This is a genomic window from Cupriavidus necator, from assembly GCF_040578825.1.
Taxonomy (GTDB): Bacteria; Pseudomonadota; Gammaproteobacteria; order Burkholderiales; family Burkholderiaceae; genus Cupriavidus; species Cupriavidus necator_E.
The window spans coordinates 1-16,359 of the sequence record NZ_JBEFLI010000109.1; the positions used below are offsets into that span (position 1 = coordinate 1).

Sequence of the window (16,359 nt, forward strand, 5' to 3'; positions counted from 1 at the left end):
CCCTCGCCCGCCCCCTCGCCCGCGCCTGCGACCAGCAGCCCGAGCAGCAACAGGTCGAACACCAGCACGAAGAAGAACCACAGGCCGATGGCCAGCCCCGACGCCTGCGCGCGATCGCGGCTCAACACCGACAGCCACAGCGCCAGGCTCAGGAACGCGAGGCCGAGCAGCGCCGCGCTCGCGACGAAGCCGAGGTAGTGGTACAGCCCCGGCCGGCCGAACTGCTGCGCCAGCAGCACCGCCAGCAGCGCAAAGCCACCGGCGGTGGCCAGCACCAACGCTGCCGCCAGCCCGAGGTACTTGCCCAGCAGCACCTCGCCGCGCGTCAGCGGCAACGACAACAGCAGGTCCAGCGAGCCGCGCTCGCGCTCGCCCACCACGGCGTCGAAGCCCAGCAGCAGCGCGATCATCGGCACCAGGTAGATCACCAGGCTGGCCAGGCTGGTGATGACGAACTCCAGCGAGCGCGGCCCCAGCACGCCCTGCTCGGCGCCGCCGAAGTAGCCGATCGCCACCGACAACGCGGTGAAGACCGCGGCCACGGCCAGCACCCAGCGGTTGCGCATCCGGTCGCGGAATTCCTTGGCCGCGAGCGCGGCCACCTGTCTTGCATCGATCCACGCGCACATGCTTATCCCCTCATGCCCAAAAACAGATCTTCGAGCGACGGCTCGCGGATCTGCAGGTCCAGCAGCCGCCCTGCGAGTGGCTGCAGCGCGGCCAGCACCGGCATCTTGGCGGCGGCCGGGCAGCGTACGGTCAGCTCGCCGGGTGTGGCGCCTTCAACAATCTCCAGCGCGTGCTGCGCCGGCGGACCCAGCATGCGCAGTGCCCGCAGTGCCCGCAGTGCCTCACCGCGCGCGCCCGGATCGATCCGCAGGGCCAGCGTGAGCGGCATGCCGGCCCGGGCACGCAGCCCCTCCAGGCTGCCCGTGGCCTGCAGCCGGCCCGCGGACAGGATCGCAAAGCGGTCGATGCGTTGCTGCAGCTCGGCCAGGATGTGCGAGGTGATGACGATGGTCACCCCGGTCTCGCGCAGCGCGTTGAGCATGGCGTAGAAGTCGCGGATCGCGGCTGGGTCCAGGCCGTTGGTCGGCTCGTCGAGAAACAGCACGCGCGGCGCGCCCAGCAGCGCCTGCGCAAACCCGAGCCGTTGCCGCATGCCTTTCGAGTATTCGCGCACCGGGCGCGCGGCGGCGCCCGACAGGCCCACCTGCGCCAGCATCGGCACGCATGCGCCGGCGGGCACGCCTTTCAGCCGCGCGAAGAAGCGCAGCGTCTCCAGCCCGCTCAGGTTGTCGTACAGCACCAGGTGCTCGGGCAGGTAGCCGATGCCGCGCCGCGCGGCCCGGAACGCATGGCTGCCCACGGCGGCACCGGCGACCACCAGCGTGCCTTGCGTGGGCGGCAACAGGCCCAGCATCATGCGGAACAACGTGCTCTTGCCGGCGCCGTTATGGCCGATCAGGCCCAGCAACTCGCCCTGCCCGACGGTCAGGCTGACATCGTCGACGGCACGCAGCGTGCCGAAGTGCTTGCTGACACCGGACAGCACGATGGCGCCCATGGCCGGATCAGTTGCCTGCGTCGGTCTGCTCATGCCAGTTCCTCCAGTTGGCGCGGGCCGGACGCATCCGCGGATAGGCATCGACCACGCCCGGCACCCGGATCACCGGGAACTGGCGCCCGGCCAGCCGCAGCGCCTGCAGCGCCGGGCTGCCCAGTAGCAGCGTCACGCCCGGGTAGCGCCAGCTGAGCCGGTCGACCAGGTCATTGGCCTGGTATGGGACGTCGCCCACGCTGTCGCCATCTCGGTCCCAGCCCAGGTAGTGGCTCCAGTAGTTGCCCTGCAGGCGCTCGGACGGATTGCGCCCGCCCCAGGGCTCGTCGCGGGCGCCGACATAGCGCACCGGCTCGCGGTTGCCGATGAAGTCGTTGCCCTGCACCACGTTGCGGGTCGAGCCCGCCGACAGGTGCACGCCGATGGCGTTGCCCAGCACCAGGTTGCCGCGCAGCTGCGCATACTCGACGTCGTAGATAAAGAAGCCGCGCTGGTTGTATGCAACCACGTTGCCCTCGATCACCGAGTCCTGCAGCGTGCGCAGCATGATGCCGTGGTCGGCGTTGCCCCAGGTGCGGTTGTTGCGCACGACCTGGTCGCGCACTTCCATCAGCGCCAGCCCGCCGCGGTTGCGGTAGCTGTCGTTGTCTTCCCACAGGTTGTGGTGCGAGTTCATGTAATGGCTGCCGTAGCGGCTGTGGTGCAGCCGGTTGCGGCGGAACACCGCCTGGTGCGATACGTCCACGTAGAGCGCATCGCGCACGAAGCTGATGTTGTTGTCGAGGATGCGCGCGCCGCGCGTGTTGTAGAGCTGCACGCCGTTGCCGCGCTGCGCCGAGTTGTAGTCGCGCTTGCCGGTGATGGTGTTGGCCTCGACGCGCACGTCGTCGGCCTTTTCGATCCACAGGCCGAACAGGTTGTAGGTCAGATCGCAGCGGCGCACTACCGCGCGGTGCGCGCCGGGCTGGATGTAGATGCCGGCGTTCTGGTCCTTCAGGCTGTCGCCGGAATCTCGCACGATCAGGCCTTCCACCACCACGTCGGGGGCGGTGATGCGCAGCGTGTCGCCGCGCAGCGCGCCGCTGAGCGTGGGCCGGCCGATGCCGCGCAGCAACAGCGGCTTGCCGACGACAAAGTTGCCGGTGTAGGTGCCGCGTTCGATGTCGATGGTGTCGCCCGCACGGGCTGCGTCGATCGCGGCCTGCAAGGGCTCGCCCGGGCGCACGCGCCAGGTGGCGGCATGCGCCTGTGCGGCGGTCAGTGCGCAAACCAGCGCGCACACCATCGCCAGGGCGAGGAACGGCTTCATGCGGACAGCATCCCCATGCCCTTCAGCGTCAGGAACAACACGGCGCCCACCAGCAGATTCTTGAAGCCGACGTAGCACAGCATGTCCATCACGGTGGCGCGCCGGTAGCGGCCGCGCCACCAGGGGCCGTCCTTGACATAGCGCCGTCCCGACAGCCGGATCAGCACCTCGTACACGCTCCAGCCCAGCCACCAGCCGATCACCGCGCCGGCGCGCAATTGCCCGGTGGCGGCCAGCGCCCAGGCCACGGTGGCCGCCAGCGCGAGCGCGAGCCCGGCCACCTGCAGTGCGCGTGCCGAGCGCCAGTCCTCACCGCTCCATGGCCAGAGGTGATCGCACAGCTCGGCGAGCCAGCGCGCGACGCCGGCCTTTGCCGCGTACGGCGGCGCCACCGGGTCGGTGGGCAGGCGCGGATCGGGGCCCGACAGCGTCGGCGCGTCCACCGGCACCGGCACCAGCGGGATGAAGTACCCATCGCGTCCCACCGGCGTCAGCTGCAACCCGTCACGCTCGCGCCGCTTGCGCTCCCGCGCCAGCGGCGGGCAGCCGCGCGTGTCGGTATAGAGCACCATGCAGTCCAGGCAATGCAGGCATTCGCGCTGGTCGATGCGGCCGTTGGCATCGATCGCCTGGGATCCGCAGCCCACCCCGCATGCCTTGCATTGGTTGCAGTCCGCCTTGCGCCGCTGCCCGAACCAGCGGAACGTGCTCGGCATCGCCAGCGCGGCACCGAGCGGGCACAGGTACTTGCAGTATGGCCGTTCGATAAACAGCGACAGCCCCAGCAGCGTGCCGGCGAACAGTCCATACGGCCAGGCCCGGTTGCCGATGCCGACCAGGAAGGTGGTCTTGAACGGCTCGACCTCCGCCAGCATTTCGGCCAGCCCCATCGAGAACGCCGACACCGCCAGCAGCCCGAAGAACACGCCGTACTTGACCCACTTGAGCCCGTCATGCCACCGCCGCGGCAGTTGCCGCTGCCAGTGTTTGAGGCCGAGGAAGCGGCCCAGCTTGAAGATCGCCTCGGACAGCGAGCCGAACGGGCACAGCCAGCCGCAGAACAGCCCGCGCCCGAACAGCAGCACCGTGACGATGATGAAGATCCAGAAGCAGAAGATAAAGGGATCGCTCAGGAACAGCGCCCAGTCCCAGCGCAGCAGCAGCGCATGGAACCACGTCAGCACCTGCGTGACCGATGGCTGCGCCATCGCGCCGAAGCCGACGAATACGATGCTGAGCGCCCAGGCCGTGTACTTGAACGCATTCACCGGCCACTTGTTCTTGTGCGTGGCGCGCCGCGTCAGGCGGTCGCGCAGCGCGTAGACCAGCGTAACGGCGCACAGCAGCGCCACGAACAGCGCGATGGCGCCCGCCTGCTTGCGCCAGACCTTGCGCCACGGCGCCTCGGGCTCCTCGAGATGCGGCCGGCCACCCTGCAGCATCGTCGCGGGCAGCCAGTACGGCGCGTCGAAACTGGCAAAGCTGCGCGTGCCGGTGGCGCGGTCCACGCGGTTGCCGAGGAACGACAACTTCCACGGATACGCCGCGGAAAAGCCCGGCGCGCGGATCACGAAGATCGCCGACTCGGTAGGCGTCGGCGCGCCCTCCGCCGCCACGCCATAGAGGTTCAGGTAGTCGAGATCGCGGAAGGTGAATGCGTCCGCGCCCTGGCGCACCTGCACGCGGTCATAGATGCCGCCGCGCACGAAGCCCGAGCCCTTGAACGATTCCGCGCCTGCCGAGCGGATCACGAAGATGGCATGCTCGCCCGGCCGCAACTGTGCCTGCAGCCCCTGCCAGCCTGCATCGCCCAGCACGCTGCGCCCGATATCGGGATGGTTGAGGTCGCCGAACCACAGCTCGATAAATGGCCCGTCACCACCCTGCAGGCCAACCTGCGCCGGCTGCACCAGCAGGCGCTGTACCGCGCCGCTCGCCACCAGTTGCTGCCAGCTGTAGCGCTTGCCGCTTTCGGCAAAGCTTGCCGGCGCGCGCTGCGTCGGCGCCAGGATGCCGACCTGCCGCGCGACCGCCGCGCCCGAAGTCGTCAGCACCTGGTTCTGCGCGATCACAGTCACGGTCGCGCCGGAAATGGCGTCGACCCCGACCACGCCTTCATCGGGGCGCGACTGCCCCACTTCGATCTTGTCGGCGACGGACTTGTCCACATACTGCCGGTTGAAATCCAGCAGCGCCGATTCCGGGATGCCCAGCAGCAGGATCGGCTCCGAATGCTTCAGCACCTTCACGCCGGCATAGCGGCCCTGCGTATCCATGCCGATCAGCGTCACCACCGGCTTGCCGGAATACGCCGGCGTATCGGTGATATCGGTGGACAGCATCACATAGCCGAGCAGCACCGACTTGCCGTCGGCGCTGGTGCCATAACCTTCCACATAGGGCGGCTGGCCCTTGCGCGGCGAGAAGCGGGTGGCGCCGGGCAGCACCTCGGCGCACGGCACCAGCGCGCACAGGTCAGCGGCCGTGGCCAGATCGGGTGGCAGGGCGGCCTCGTAGGCGCCGGCGTGCGCCGGCGTGGCGGACAGCCCCCATAGCAGGCATGCGGCCAGCAGGATCGCGAACAGTTGGCGGATAGCGTGAATCATGGAAAGGGCAGGCTGCGAGGCGGGTTGCGCCGCCCTTCCCGTGCGGGAAGGGCGGCGCGCGCAGTGGTTGGGGCAAGCCGGCTCAGGCCTCCACAATCATGCGGCTGCGCATCTCCAGGTGCAGCGCGTGGCAGAAGTGGGTGCAGTAGCACCAGAACACGCCCGGCTTGTCGGCGACAAAGGTCACCGATGCCGTCTCCTGCGGATTGACGATGAAGTTGATGTTGTACTTCGGGATGGCGAAGCCGTGCGTCAGGTCCTCGATCTTGTCCAGGTTGGTCAGGATCAGCGTGACCTCGTCGCCCTTCTTCAGCTTGATTTCGCGCAGGCTGAACACCGGCGCCTGCGAGGTGAGCTTCACCGTCACCTTCCTGCCGTTGCGGAACACGCCGGACTGCTGCGCATCCTTGATCGCCAGCGGAAAGTCGTCGAGCGCGTAGACCTGCTTCGGCCGCAGCAGCTCGCGGCGGAAGATGACGAAGTCGTGCGGTTCACTGTGCACCGGGTGGTCCGCCAGCAGCACCATCTTGTCGCCGGAGATATCGATCAACTGCTCGTTCTCCGCGTGCAACGGGCCCACCGGCAGGAAGCGGTCCTTGGAGAACTTGCAGCCCACCGCGAGGAACTTGCCGTCAGCGGCCACCGTCTCCGACTGCGAGGCATTGAGGTGGCCGGGCTGGTATTGCACGTCGAGCCGGTCCACCACGTACTTCGCGTTCTTGTCGCCCTTGTGGAAACGGATCGCCGCTTCGATGTTCCACTTGACGATCTGGCTGTCGAGGAACAGCGTGGTGTAGGCATTGCCGCGGCCGTCGAACGCGGTATGCAGCGGCCCCAGGCCCAGCTCGACCTCGGCGACGATGGCGTCGTCCAGCTTCGCCAGCTTGCCGTCGAACCACTCCAGCACCCTGGCGAGCTCGATTACCGTGCCGGTGGGCGACAGCTTGCCCGCGCAGATGAAGTACTTCTGGTCCGGGCTGGCATTGACGCCGTGCGGGTTCTTGGGCACCGACACATAGGCGGTCAGCGCGGTCTTCGGGTCCTGGTTGGCGGCATGCGTGCCGTCGACCACCGGCACCTTCGAAGCCCCGATGGTCTTGAACTTGCCGTCCTTGATCGCCGCCTCGATGCGCGCGATATTGAAGAACAGGCAGGCATCGCGCTCGGCCGACATCATGTCCTCGAAGCGAGCGCCCATCTCCACGTTGTACTGGTTGGTCGCAGCCAGCTTGCCGTCGTACGAAGTCGCCACCAGGTCGCAGTTGCCGTCGATCAGCACCTGCCAGCGCACCGCCATCGATTCGGCGTCGACGCAGGTGAAGAGCGAACGGTACTTGCCGGCATCCTCGGTCGGCGTATTGGGCAGCGGCACGCCGAACTCGGCGCCGCAGAATACGCGCGTGGTGTAGTTGATCTTCTCGTCGACGGGGTCGCGCTTGTCCGGGAAGATGCCGTGGAAGCCCTGCACATTGGGCAGCTCGGTGATCTTGTCGCAGATAAAGTAGTCGAGCCGGATGCGCGCCAGGCGGGCGTTGATCTTGTCGTTGATCCACGCATAGCGGCCGTCGTAGTTGCCGTCCTTGTACGAGCCATGCACGTGATGCGTATCGCCGACGGTGTATTGCAGGCTGCCGTCAGGGCGGGTGCCCATCACGCGCTTCGATTCATTGGTAATGCCCCACCCGGTCAGCGCATCCGGCACGAAGCATGGGATGCGGTGCAGTTCGCGCCCGGAAGGCAATCCCAGCACGCGCACGTCGCCGGCATGGCCGCCGCTCCAGAGACCGTAGTAGGTATCGAGCTCGCCCGGTTTGAGGTGCACGGACGCGCCGGCGGTGCCGGCATGCGTGCCGCCCGGCGCGGCATGGGCACCGGCGGCGCTTGCCGGGGTGGCCGCTGCCGGCGCACCGCCCTTGTCGCTGCAGGCTGCCACGCCGGCAAGGCCGGCGAGTGCCGCGGTATTGATAAAGCGCCGCCGTCCCGGCGCGGCCGGTGCATCGTTGCGTGGCAGTTGATCCTGGGAATGCCTGGTCATCTTCGATCCTCGAACCGTCATTGCAAAGGGCGGAGTCCGCTCCGCCGGCTTGCTTCGTTGTGTGTCTTGCTGTGGCCTGATGCTGCCGGCTACAGATACTCGAAGCAGTTGGCGCGAACGAGGTTGATGATCGTCAGTGTTCTCTTAAATATTCATCATCGATGCATGTTTTTCGAAGGCACTGCGCAGAGAATGGCGGCACAGCAACGTCCTCGGCTTAGGCGGCCAGCGCCGCGAACCTCGTCATGCGCTTCAAGACCCTATTGCAAACACTGTCTTCCACCGCGGGCATCGACACCACGCGCCGCGCCATGATCCGCGGCGCCGCCGGCGTACCACTGCTCGCCACCGGCATGTTCGTGCGACCCGCGCTGGCCGATGTCACGGTCACGCGCGCGTCGCGCCGCCTGCTGGGCACGCGCGTGGACATCGTCGTGCAGAGCGCCAGCCACACCGCCGCGCAGGCAGGCATTGCCGCGGCCTTCGGCGAGATGGCGCGGCTGGAGCAGTTGATGAGCCGCTACCGCCCTGACAGCGAAGTCAGCGCACTGCAGCGCGCGGCAGGCCGGCATCCGGTGCGCGTGGCACCGGAACTGATGGCGGTGCTGCAGGCCGCCGCCGCGATGTCGGCGCGCAGCGGCGGCGCCTTCGATATCACGGTCGGCGCCTTCGCCGGCTGGCGCTTCGGCGACGATGGCAACCGCGTGCCGGATGCCGCCGAACTCGCGCGCGAACGCCCGCTGGTGGACTACCGGCAGGTCATGCTCGACGCCCGGCGCGGCGAGGCAATGCTGGCGCGGCCGGGCATGCGCCTGGACCTGGGCGGCATCGCCAAGCTGCCGATCCTGCAAGCGGGGATGTCGGCCCTGCGCCGCCACGGGCTGCATGACGCGATGGTCAATGGCGGCGGCGATGTGCTGGCCAGCGGTCAACTGCAGGGGCGCGACTGGCGCGTCGGTGTGCGCGACCCGCTGGCGCCGGCGCGGCTGCTGGGGGTGCTACAGGTATCCGACGCCGTGGTGGCGTCATCGGGCGACTACGAGCGCTGCTTTATCGCCGCCGGCCGGCGCTACCACCATGTGCTGGAGCCCGCCACCGGCCTGCCCTCGGCGGGGCCGCACGGCGTAACGCTGGTGGCACCGACGACGGCTGCGGTGAACGGGCTGGGCGCCGCGCTGATGGTGGCCGGCCAGGCTGCGGCGGGCGAGCTGCTGGCAGGGCTGGCTGGTGTCGATGCGCTTATCGCCGGCGATGGCCGGCCATGGATGTCGCCAGGGATGGCGCGGCGGCTGCAAGCCTGAACGGCGTGCCGCGCCCGCCACTGCGGCGCACCAACGATAAAAAAGCCGCTTCCGAAGAAGCGGCTTTTTCAGCCATCGGTGCGGCAAAAACCGCGCGCTGGCTTACTTCTTCAGCACCAGGTCGCCAGGCAGCGATTCGATATACGCGGCCATGTCTTTCAGCTCCTGCCGGGTGAACGGCCGCGGCTTGCCGTCCTTGCCGGTCACGGCCGGGTTGGCGTTGACCTGGCCGGCCATGATCGCGTTGGAGCGGCCCACCAGCGGATTGCCCGACACCTGGTACGACAGCAGCGCATGGTACAGGTAATCGGCATGCTGGCCGGCCAGCTTCGGGTAGTCCGGCGAGATCGGCTTGTTCATGCCGGCGCCGTGGCAGGCTACGCAGGCACCCTTTTCCACCAGCGCCTTGCCCCTGGCGAGGTCGGCAGCCGAGGCCGGCATGGCGGCAGCACCCAGCACGAGTGCGCCGAGCGCGAACGAAAGCGTCTTGAGCGTCTTCATGGGGTCTCTTACTTGAGGGAGTTGTTCTGCGTACCGGCCTTCTGCTGCGAGTAGTAGGCGGCGACGTTGGCGATGTCCTGCTCGGTCAGCGTCGCGGCGATGCTGCGCATCGTCGGGTGCTTGCGCTCGCCCTTCTGGTAGGCCTTCAGCGCGTTCTCGATGTACTTGGCGCTCTGGCCGCCCAGCAGCGGCACTTCATAGATTTCGGGGAACGACGCACGGTAGCCCGGAATGCCGTGGCATCCGATGCACATTGCAACCTTGTCCTTGGCAGCGTCTCCATTGCCCTTGACTTCCTGTGCCTGCGCTGCCGTTGCAGCCGCGCCAAGCACCACCATCGTGAGGAGCTTTTTCATTGTCTTAGCGGATTGGAAGTTAAACCGTGCGTGACCTGCCCTGCCGGGCGGAGACGGTTTCAGAATGCTTCTGCTGGGAAGCCTGGCAGCCGGTGGGGTTGCACAGGTGCAACCCGCCAGACATGTCGCATCCGGTCTCTTTTGCCGTGATGTGGAACACCATTCTGGAACCACCTCTCGCAATCGCCGCGACCCGGACGGGCCGCTGGGACTTCTGAACGCGGACTGCCGGATACTGGAGAACTGGACGTGGGGGCGCGTCAAACCGGCGCATTGTACAGCAGCCGGCACCTGCCAGTCCAGCAACCAGGGCCGGCCCCCGGCCGGGCCGGCAGCCCATTCCAACACGAACCGCCAAGGTCTTTTATACTGGCCCATTCCGGGAATCCGCACGACCGTTCGCAAGCGCTGCCGAGGCGCGCCGCGGGCGTACTGCGCCGGACCTGGTTTCCAATACTATGAAAGCGCGCGTGACAGCGCGAAGAGACTGCGCCAAACACGCCAACCCGGCCGATCCGCGGCCGCCACCTCAGGTTGCCTCATGTCAAACATCGCCAACGCCCAAGCTTCCTCCGCCCAGCAGGTCAAATTCGAGGGCAGTGACCAGTATGTCGCCACCGACGACCTCAAGCTGGCCGTCAACGCCGCGCGCACGCTGCAGCGCCCGCTGCTGATCAAGGGCGAGCCCGGCACCGGCAAGACCATGCTGGCCGAGGAAGTGGCCGCCGCGCTGGGCATGCCGCTGCTGCAGTGGCATATCAAGTCGACCACCAAGGCGCAGCAGGGCCTGTACGAGTACGACGCGGTTTCGCGCCTGCGCGACTCGCAGCTGGGCGACGACCGCGTGCACGACATCCGCAACTACATCGTCAAGGGCGTGCTGTGGCAGGCGTTCGAGGCCGACGAGCAGACCGTGCTGCTGATCGACGAGATCGACAAGGCCGACATCGAATTCCCCAACGACCTGCTGCGCGAGCTCGACCGCATGGAGTTCTACGTCTACGAGACGCGCGAACTGGTCAAGGCGAAGCACCGCCCGCTGGTGATCATCACCTCGAACAACGAGAAAGAACTGCCCGACGCCTTCCTGCGCCGCTGCTTCTTCCACTACATCAAGTTCCCCGACGCCGACACCATGCAGCAGATCGTCGACGTGCACTACCCCGGCATCAAGCGCGAGCTGGTCGCCGCGGCGCTGGAGTCGTTCTACGAGATGCGCAACCTGCCGGGCCTGAAGAAGAAGCCGTCGACCTCCGAGCTGATCGACTGGCTCAAGCTGCTGATGGCCGAGGACATCCCGCCCGAGGCCCTGAAGAGCCCGGACAAGAAGGCCGCGATCCCGCCGCTGCACGGCGCGCTGCTGAAGAACGAGCAGGACGTGCACCTGTTCGAGCGGCTGGTGTTCATGAACCGCGCCAACCGCTGATGGCGATGGCAGGCATGACCGAGTTCGCCAAACCCGTCACCCTGGTCGGTCTCCACGCCACGCTGGAACCGCTAAGCGCCGGGCACGCCGAGGGGCTGCGCGCCGCCTGCACCGACGGCGAGCTGTGGAAGCTCTGGTACACCAGCGTGCCCGCGCCGGAGCGCATGGAAGCCGAGATCGCGCGGCGCCTGGCGCTGCAGGAACAGGGCTCGATGCTGCCGTTCGCGGTGCGCGATGCCGCCGGCGAACTGGCAGGCATGACCACCTACATGAATATCGATGCGACCAACCGGCGTGTCGAGATCGGGTCCACCTGGTATGCGCGCCGCGTCCAGCGCACGCCGCTGAACACGGAATGCAAGCTGATGCTGCTGGGCCATGCCTTCGAGAATCTCGACTGCATCGCCGTGGAGTTCCGCACGCACTGGATGAACCAGCAGAGCCGCGCCGCGATCGCCCGCCTGGGCGCCAAGCAGGACGGCGTGCTGCGCAACCACCAGCGCATGCCGGACGGCTCGTTGCGCGACACCGTGGTGTTTTCGATCATCGCCAGCGAATGGCCGACGGTGCGTCAACACCTGCAATTCCAGCTCGACCGTCCGCGCTGAAGCGGCCGCCGACTGATAGCGAGGCATCATGCTGATCGATTTCTTCTTCTCGCTGCGCCACGCCAAGCTGCCGGTCTCGGTCAAGGAATACCTGACCATGCTGGAAGCGCTCAAGGCCCAGGTCATCTCGCCGTCCATCGACGAGTTCTACTACCTGTCGCGGATGACGCTGGTCAAGGACGAGAAGCACTTCGACAAGTTCGACCAGACCTTCGCCGCCTACTTCAAGGGCGTGGAAAGCCTGGTCGACTGGAAGTCCGATATCCCGCTCGACTGGCTGCAGAAGACGCTGGAGCGCGAGCTGTCGCCCGAGGAAAAGGCCAAGATCGAGGTCATGGGCGGCCTCGACAAGCTGATGGAGCGCCTGAAGCAGCTGCTCGAGGAGCAGAAGGAAAAGCACGAGGGCGGCAACAAGTGGATCGGCACCGGCGGCACCTCGCCGTTCGGGCATGGCGGCTACAACCCCGAGGGCATCCGCATCGGCGGCCCCTCCAAGGGCAACCGCACCGCGATCAAGGTGTGGGAGACGCGCGCCTACAAGGACTATGACGACCAGGTCGAACTGGGCACGCGCAATATCAAGGTGGCGCTGCGCCGGCTGCGCCGCTTCGCGCGCGAAGGCGCCGATACCGAGCTGGACCTGGACGACACCATCCACTCCACCGCGGCCAACGCCGGCCTGCTCGACATCAAGCTGCGGCCCGAGCGCCACAACAAGGTCAAGGTGCTGATGCTGATGGACGTGGGCGGCTCTATGGACGACCACATCAAGCGCGTGGAAGAGCTGTTCTCTGCCACCAAGACCGAATTCAAGCACCTGGAGTACTACTACTTCCACAACTGCCTGTACGACTACGTGTGGAAGAACAACCGCCGCCGCCACGCGGAGAAGCTGGCCACGTGGGACCTGCTGCACAAGTACACGCCGGACTACAAGATCATCTTCGTCGGGGATGCCACCATGAGCCCGTACGAGATCCTGCAGCCCGGGGGCTCGGTCGAGTACAACAACGCCGAGGCCGGCGCGGTGTGGCTGAATCGCATGACCGAGCAGTTTCCGCACTTCGTCTGGCTCAATCCCGAACCGGAAGGGCTGTGGCAATACCGGCAGTCGATCACCGTGATCAACCAGCTGATGAAGGGGCGGATGTATCCGGTCACGCTGGCGGGGCTGGAACAGGCGATGAAGGTGTTGTCGAAGTAAGGGCGAGCCACGGCGCCGGCTCGCGACGCCATTCAGTGAATTCGGGCGGCATCGACATGCCGCCCTTTTTTTTGTTCTCCCGCCTCAGCCCGGCCGTGCCAGGTCGGCCCCCTCCATCACCCACTCGCGGAACGTGCGCAGCGCCGGCAGGTGCTGCTTCTGCTCCGGATAGCACAGGTAATAGCCCTTCTTCGCCAGCACCTGCGCCGGATGCGCGATCACCAGCGCGCCGCTGGCCAGCTCCTGTTCGATCAGGCAGCGCGGGATCAGCGCGATGCCCAGGCCGGACAGTGCCGCCTGCGTCAGCAGCGAGAACTGGTCGAAGCGCGCCCCGCTCCAGGCCTGGCGCGTGGACACGCCCAGCGTGGCGAACCAGTCGGGCCAGGCTTCGGGCACGGTGGTGTGGTGCAGCAGCGGATAGCGCAGCAGCGCTGCCGGCGTCGGCGCCACGCCGCCGGGCTCGTCGGCCAGCAGGCCCGGGCGGCATACCGGCAGGACCTCGCGTCCGGTCATGTAGTCGGCCAGGCTGCCGGGCCAGACGCCGTCGCCGAAGCGGATCGCCGCGTCCAGGTCGGGCTCGGAAAAATCGTAGCCCTGCGCATGCGGAACGAATTCCAGCGTGACCTCGGGATGGCGCGCGAAGAACTGCGGCAGGCGCGGGATCAGCCACTTGGCGCCGAGCGTCGGCATGCTGGCGATATGCAGCACGCCGCCGCGGCCCTGGCTGGCCATCAGTTCGACCGTGGCTGCCTCCAGCTCATTCAGGCTTGGCCCGATACGCTCCAGGTAGCGTTCACCCGCCATGGTCAGCACCAGGCGCTGGCGCACGCGCTCGAATAACTCTACCCCAAGGTAGGCCTCCAGGCTGCGCACTTGCTTGCTGACGGCACCTTGCGTCACGTGCAGTTCGCGCGCCGCCACGGTAAAGCTGTTGTGACGCGCGGCGGCCTCGAAGGCGTGCAACTCGGTCAGCGACGGACATAGGCGTCGCATAAATCACCTCTATTTCACGACCAGATGGAATGAGCTAGGGATTTTATTTCGTTTGCCGCTGGCTTGCCCGGACGCGCAGAATCGTGAAAACCACTTTGTTCGCCGCATTCCCTCTCCTTCCTCCTACTCTTCCCACAGAACCCGTCATGCAACGTCGCCAACTTTTCCGAGTCCTTGCCGCCGCTTCGGCCGCAGTTGCCACCGGCATTTCCTTCAGCGCCGCGGCGCAGTCGGGCTACCCGACCAAGCCGATCACGCTGGTAGTGCCGTTCCCGGCCGGCGGCACGACCGATATCGTCGCGCGCATCGTCGCCGACAAGCTCGGCCAGCAACTGGGCCAGGCCGTGGTGGTGGACAACCGCGGCGGCGCCGGCGGCAGCATCGGCACCACCTTCCTGTCCAAGGCGGCGCCGGATGGCTACACGCTGGGCATCGCCACGGCCTCGACGCACGGCATCAATCCTGCGGTCTACCCGCGGCTGTCCTACGATGCAACCAAGGACTTCACCACCATCACCAACCTGGCCTCGGTGCCCAACGTGATGAGCATCCACCCGGCGGTCAAGGCCACCGACATGAAGTCTTTCATCGCACTGGCGCAGTCGCAGCCGAACAAGCTGGCCTATGGCTCGGCCGGCAACGGCAGCGTCTCGCACATGATGGGGGAACTGTTCAAGATGAGCAGCAAGACCGAACTGCTGCACGTGCCGTACAAGGGCGTGGGCCCGGCGCTGAACGACGCACTGGCCGGCCAGGTGCAGGTGCTGTTCGACAACCTGCCGTCGTCGCTGCCGTTTATCGAAGGCGGCAAGCTGCGCGCGCTGGCCGTTGCCGCGCCCAAGCGCGTGGCCGCGCTGCCCAACGTGCCGACCTTTGCCGAGCTGGGCCTGGGCGAAGTCAACGACGCCGCCTGGTTCGGCCTGATCGGCCCGGCCAACCTGCCGGCAGATGTCCAGACGAAGCTGCACGCCGCCGCGCTCAAGGTGCTGGCGCTGCCTGAAGTGAAGGCCAAGCTCGAGAAGCTGGGCGCGACCCCGGTGGGCGACACCCCGGCGCATTTTGCCGCGCAGATCAAGAGCGAAGTGGCCAAGAACAAGCGCGTGGCTGCCACCGCCAAGATCTCGCTCGACTGATTCCACTGCCACACCATGACAGATACCGACCGAAGCACCGCGGACAGTCCGTACTTCCTGTACCAGCCCGAGGGCGAGCCCTCGGCGCTGTTCCTGGATTCGCCGCACAGCGCGACCACCTACCCGACGGACTTCCGCCCCGACCCAGCTCTGCCGCTGCCGCTGCTGCGGCAGGCCGAGGACACCTTTGTCGACGAGCTCTATGCAGGCGCCCCGGCGCGCGGCATCCCGCTGCTGTGCGCGGGTTTTCCGCGCAGCTACCTGGACGCCAACCGCGCGCTCGACGAGATCGACGAAGCCCTGCTCGACGCGCCCTGGCCGGGCGCGAAGCAGCAAACCTCCAAGACCCGGCTCGGCAAGGGCCTGGTCTGGCGCGTGCTCGACACCGGCGAGCCGATCTACGACCGCAAGCTGAGCGTGGAAGAAGTGCAGGCGCGCATCAACCGCTTCTACCTGCCCTACTACGCGCAATTGCAGAAGCTGGCCGATCGCGCCATCGCCGGCCATGGCGCCGCCTGGCATATCAACTGCCATTCGATGCCGAGCCGCGCCGCGCAATACGCAACCGAGCACCCGGGACTCGAACACCCGGACTTTGTCGTCGGCGACCGTGACGGCACCACCTGCGACAAGCGCTTCACCGACCGGGTCGAGGGCGTGCTCAAGGACATGGGCTACGACGTCTGGCGCAACCACCCCTACAAGGGCGTGGAGATCGTGCGCGTGGTGGGCCAGCCGCAGGCCGGCTGCCACAGCCTGCAGCTCGAGGTCAACCGCAAGCTGTATATGGACGAGGTGGGGCTGACCCACACCGCGGGCTTTGCCAAACTGCGGCATAACCTGAACGGCCTGCTTGACGAGCTGCTGCGCTTCACGCGCTCGATGACGTCGCGCGTGGCCTGATCCGGCATGCAAGGGTCGTCGCGGACGACGGTCCGCGGCCGCCCGCTGCGGGTTCGCCGCAATTGCGGCGCGCGGCGATTGCCGCCGGCGTCCGGCCGCTACAGCGTCACTTACCGCGCGATGTCACGGATTAGAAGAATGGGTAACAAGATTTAGGAACTTTGGCAGATAGGTTTCCTCTATCATGGCAGTCCTTTGCGAACCCATCTTGCCTCGCCGCCCCAGTCGCTGGCGGGCAGACCCAAGAACGCACACACCGCTCACATCGTGATCCGACGAATTTCCGAACTGCTCGGCAGCCGGCTCCGCATGGTGGCTGCCGCAGTGGCCGGTGCGATCGCGCTGGCAGGCTGCGCCAACGTGCCGACCGACGAGGCCGGCACCGCCACCCCGGCTTCGTCACCAGCCGCCGCCACGCCCGCC

The 16,359-nt window shown here is 67.1% G+C and carries 14 protein-coding genes and 1 pseudogene; 7 read left to right on the forward strand and 8 right to left on the reverse strand.

Going from position 1 to position 16,359, the window contains the following annotated elements:
• The 5 genes from AB1I47_RS31555 to nosZ form a co-directional block, all read right to left on the reverse strand.
• The coding region (locus tag AB1I47_RS31555) for an ABC transporter permease (protein WP_354687592.1) at nucleotides 1-629 on the reverse strand (629 nt) is incomplete at its 3' end.
• 2 nt (nucleotides 630-631) lie between these two features.
• On the reverse strand, nucleotides 632-1,600 hold the full coding sequence (locus AB1I47_RS31560) for an ABC transporter ATP-binding protein (protein ID WP_354687593.1): 969 nt from the start codon (nucleotides 1,598-1,600) through the stop codon (nucleotides 632-634).
• Nucleotides 1,575-2,870, reverse strand: a complete 1,296-nt coding sequence (locus AB1I47_RS31565) for a nitrous oxide reductase family maturation protein NosD (RefSeq protein WP_354687594.1) — start codon at nucleotides 2,868-2,870, stop codon at nucleotides 1,575-1,577. The genes AB1I47_RS31560 and AB1I47_RS31565 overlap by 26 nt, the downstream gene beginning before the upstream one ends.
• Complete coding sequence (locus AB1I47_RS31570) at nucleotides 2,867-5,476, reverse strand: 4Fe-4S binding protein (protein ID WP_354687595.1); 2,610 nt, start codon at nucleotides 5,474-5,476, stop codon at nucleotides 2,867-2,869. The genes AB1I47_RS31565 and AB1I47_RS31570 overlap by 4 nt, the downstream gene beginning before the upstream one ends.
• Before the next feature lie 82 nt (nucleotides 5,477-5,558).
• Nucleotides 5,559-7,511, reverse strand: coding sequence for a TAT-dependent nitrous-oxide reductase (gene nosZ / locus AB1I47_RS31575; protein ID WP_354687596.1), 1,953 nt, complete (start codon nucleotides 7,509-7,511; stop codon nucleotides 5,559-5,561).
• A 311-nt stretch (nucleotides 7,512-7,822) separates the two neighbouring features.
• On the opposite strand from nosZ, the gene AB1I47_RS31580 reads away from it, so the two are divergent.
• Nucleotides 7,823-8,812 (forward strand): FAD:protein FMN transferase, encoded by a 990-nt coding sequence (locus AB1I47_RS31580; protein ID WP_354687605.1) that lies wholly within the window; start codon nucleotides 7,823-7,825, stop codon nucleotides 8,810-8,812.
• Nucleotides 8,813-8,914: 102 nt separating this feature from the next.
• On the opposite strand, the gene AB1I47_RS31585 is transcribed toward AB1I47_RS31580, so the two are convergent.
• The gene (locus AB1I47_RS31585; RefSeq protein WP_354687597.1) at nucleotides 8,915-9,313 is read right to left on the reverse strand and encodes a c-type cytochrome; all 399 of its coding nucleotides are present in this window, start codon (nucleotides 9,311-9,313) and stop codon (nucleotides 8,915-8,917) included.
• 8 nt (nucleotides 9,314-9,321) lie between these two features.
• On the reverse strand, nucleotides 9,322-9,669 hold the full coding sequence (locus tag AB1I47_RS31590) for a c-type cytochrome (RefSeq protein WP_354687598.1): 348 nt from the start codon (nucleotides 9,667-9,669) through the stop codon (nucleotides 9,322-9,324).
• 541 nt (nucleotides 9,670-10,210) lie between these two features.
• Between AB1I47_RS31590 and AB1I47_RS31595 the strand changes: the two genes are divergently transcribed.
• The 3 genes from AB1I47_RS31595 to AB1I47_RS31605 are packed head-to-tail and all read left to right on the forward strand — an operon-like array spanning nucleotide 10,211 to nucleotide 12,907.
• The gene (locus AB1I47_RS31595) at nucleotides 10,211-11,095 is read left to right on the forward strand and encodes an AAA family ATPase (protein WP_354687599.1); all 885 of its coding nucleotides are present in this window, start codon (nucleotides 10,211-10,213) and stop codon (nucleotides 11,093-11,095) included.
• A gap of 14 nt (nucleotides 11,096-11,109) precedes the next feature.
• Nucleotides 11,110-11,703, forward strand: a complete 594-nt coding sequence (locus AB1I47_RS31600; protein WP_354687600.1) for a GNAT family N-acetyltransferase — start codon at nucleotides 11,110-11,112, stop codon at nucleotides 11,701-11,703.
• 28 nt (nucleotides 11,704-11,731) lie between these two features.
• A complete protein-coding gene (locus AB1I47_RS31605) occupies nucleotides 11,732-12,907 on the forward strand; it encodes a vWA domain-containing protein (RefSeq protein WP_354687601.1) in 1,176 nt (391 codons plus the stop codon).
• 84 nt (nucleotides 12,908-12,991) lie between these two features.
• Here the strand turns inward: AB1I47_RS31605 and AB1I47_RS31610 are convergent, their stop codons facing one another.
• Nucleotides 12,992-13,900 (reverse strand): LysR substrate-binding domain-containing protein, encoded by a 909-nt coding sequence (locus AB1I47_RS31610; protein ID WP_354687602.1) that lies wholly within the window; start codon nucleotides 13,898-13,900, stop codon nucleotides 12,992-12,994.
• 146 nt (nucleotides 13,901-14,046) lie between these two features.
• Here AB1I47_RS31610 and AB1I47_RS31615 point away from each other — a divergent pair, with 146 nt between their 5' ends.
• From AB1I47_RS31615 to AB1I47_RS33965, 3 genes and pseudogenes are all read left to right on the forward strand, one after another.
• Nucleotides 14,047-15,033 (forward strand): tripartite tricarboxylate transporter substrate binding protein BugE, encoded by a 987-nt coding sequence (locus AB1I47_RS31615; protein ID WP_354687603.1) that lies wholly within the window; start codon nucleotides 14,047-14,049, stop codon nucleotides 15,031-15,033.
• Nucleotides 15,034-15,048: 15 nt separating this feature from the next.
• Nucleotides 15,049-15,936: an N-formylglutamate amidohydrolase gene (locus AB1I47_RS31620; RefSeq protein WP_354687604.1), complete on the forward strand. Its 888-nt coding sequence runs from the start codon at nucleotides 15,049-15,051 to the stop codon at nucleotides 15,934-15,936.
• A gap of 267 nt (nucleotides 15,937-16,203) precedes the next feature.
• A pseudogene (locus AB1I47_RS33965) lies at nucleotides 16,204-16,359 on the forward strand (BspC domain-containing protein); the annotation flags it as partial.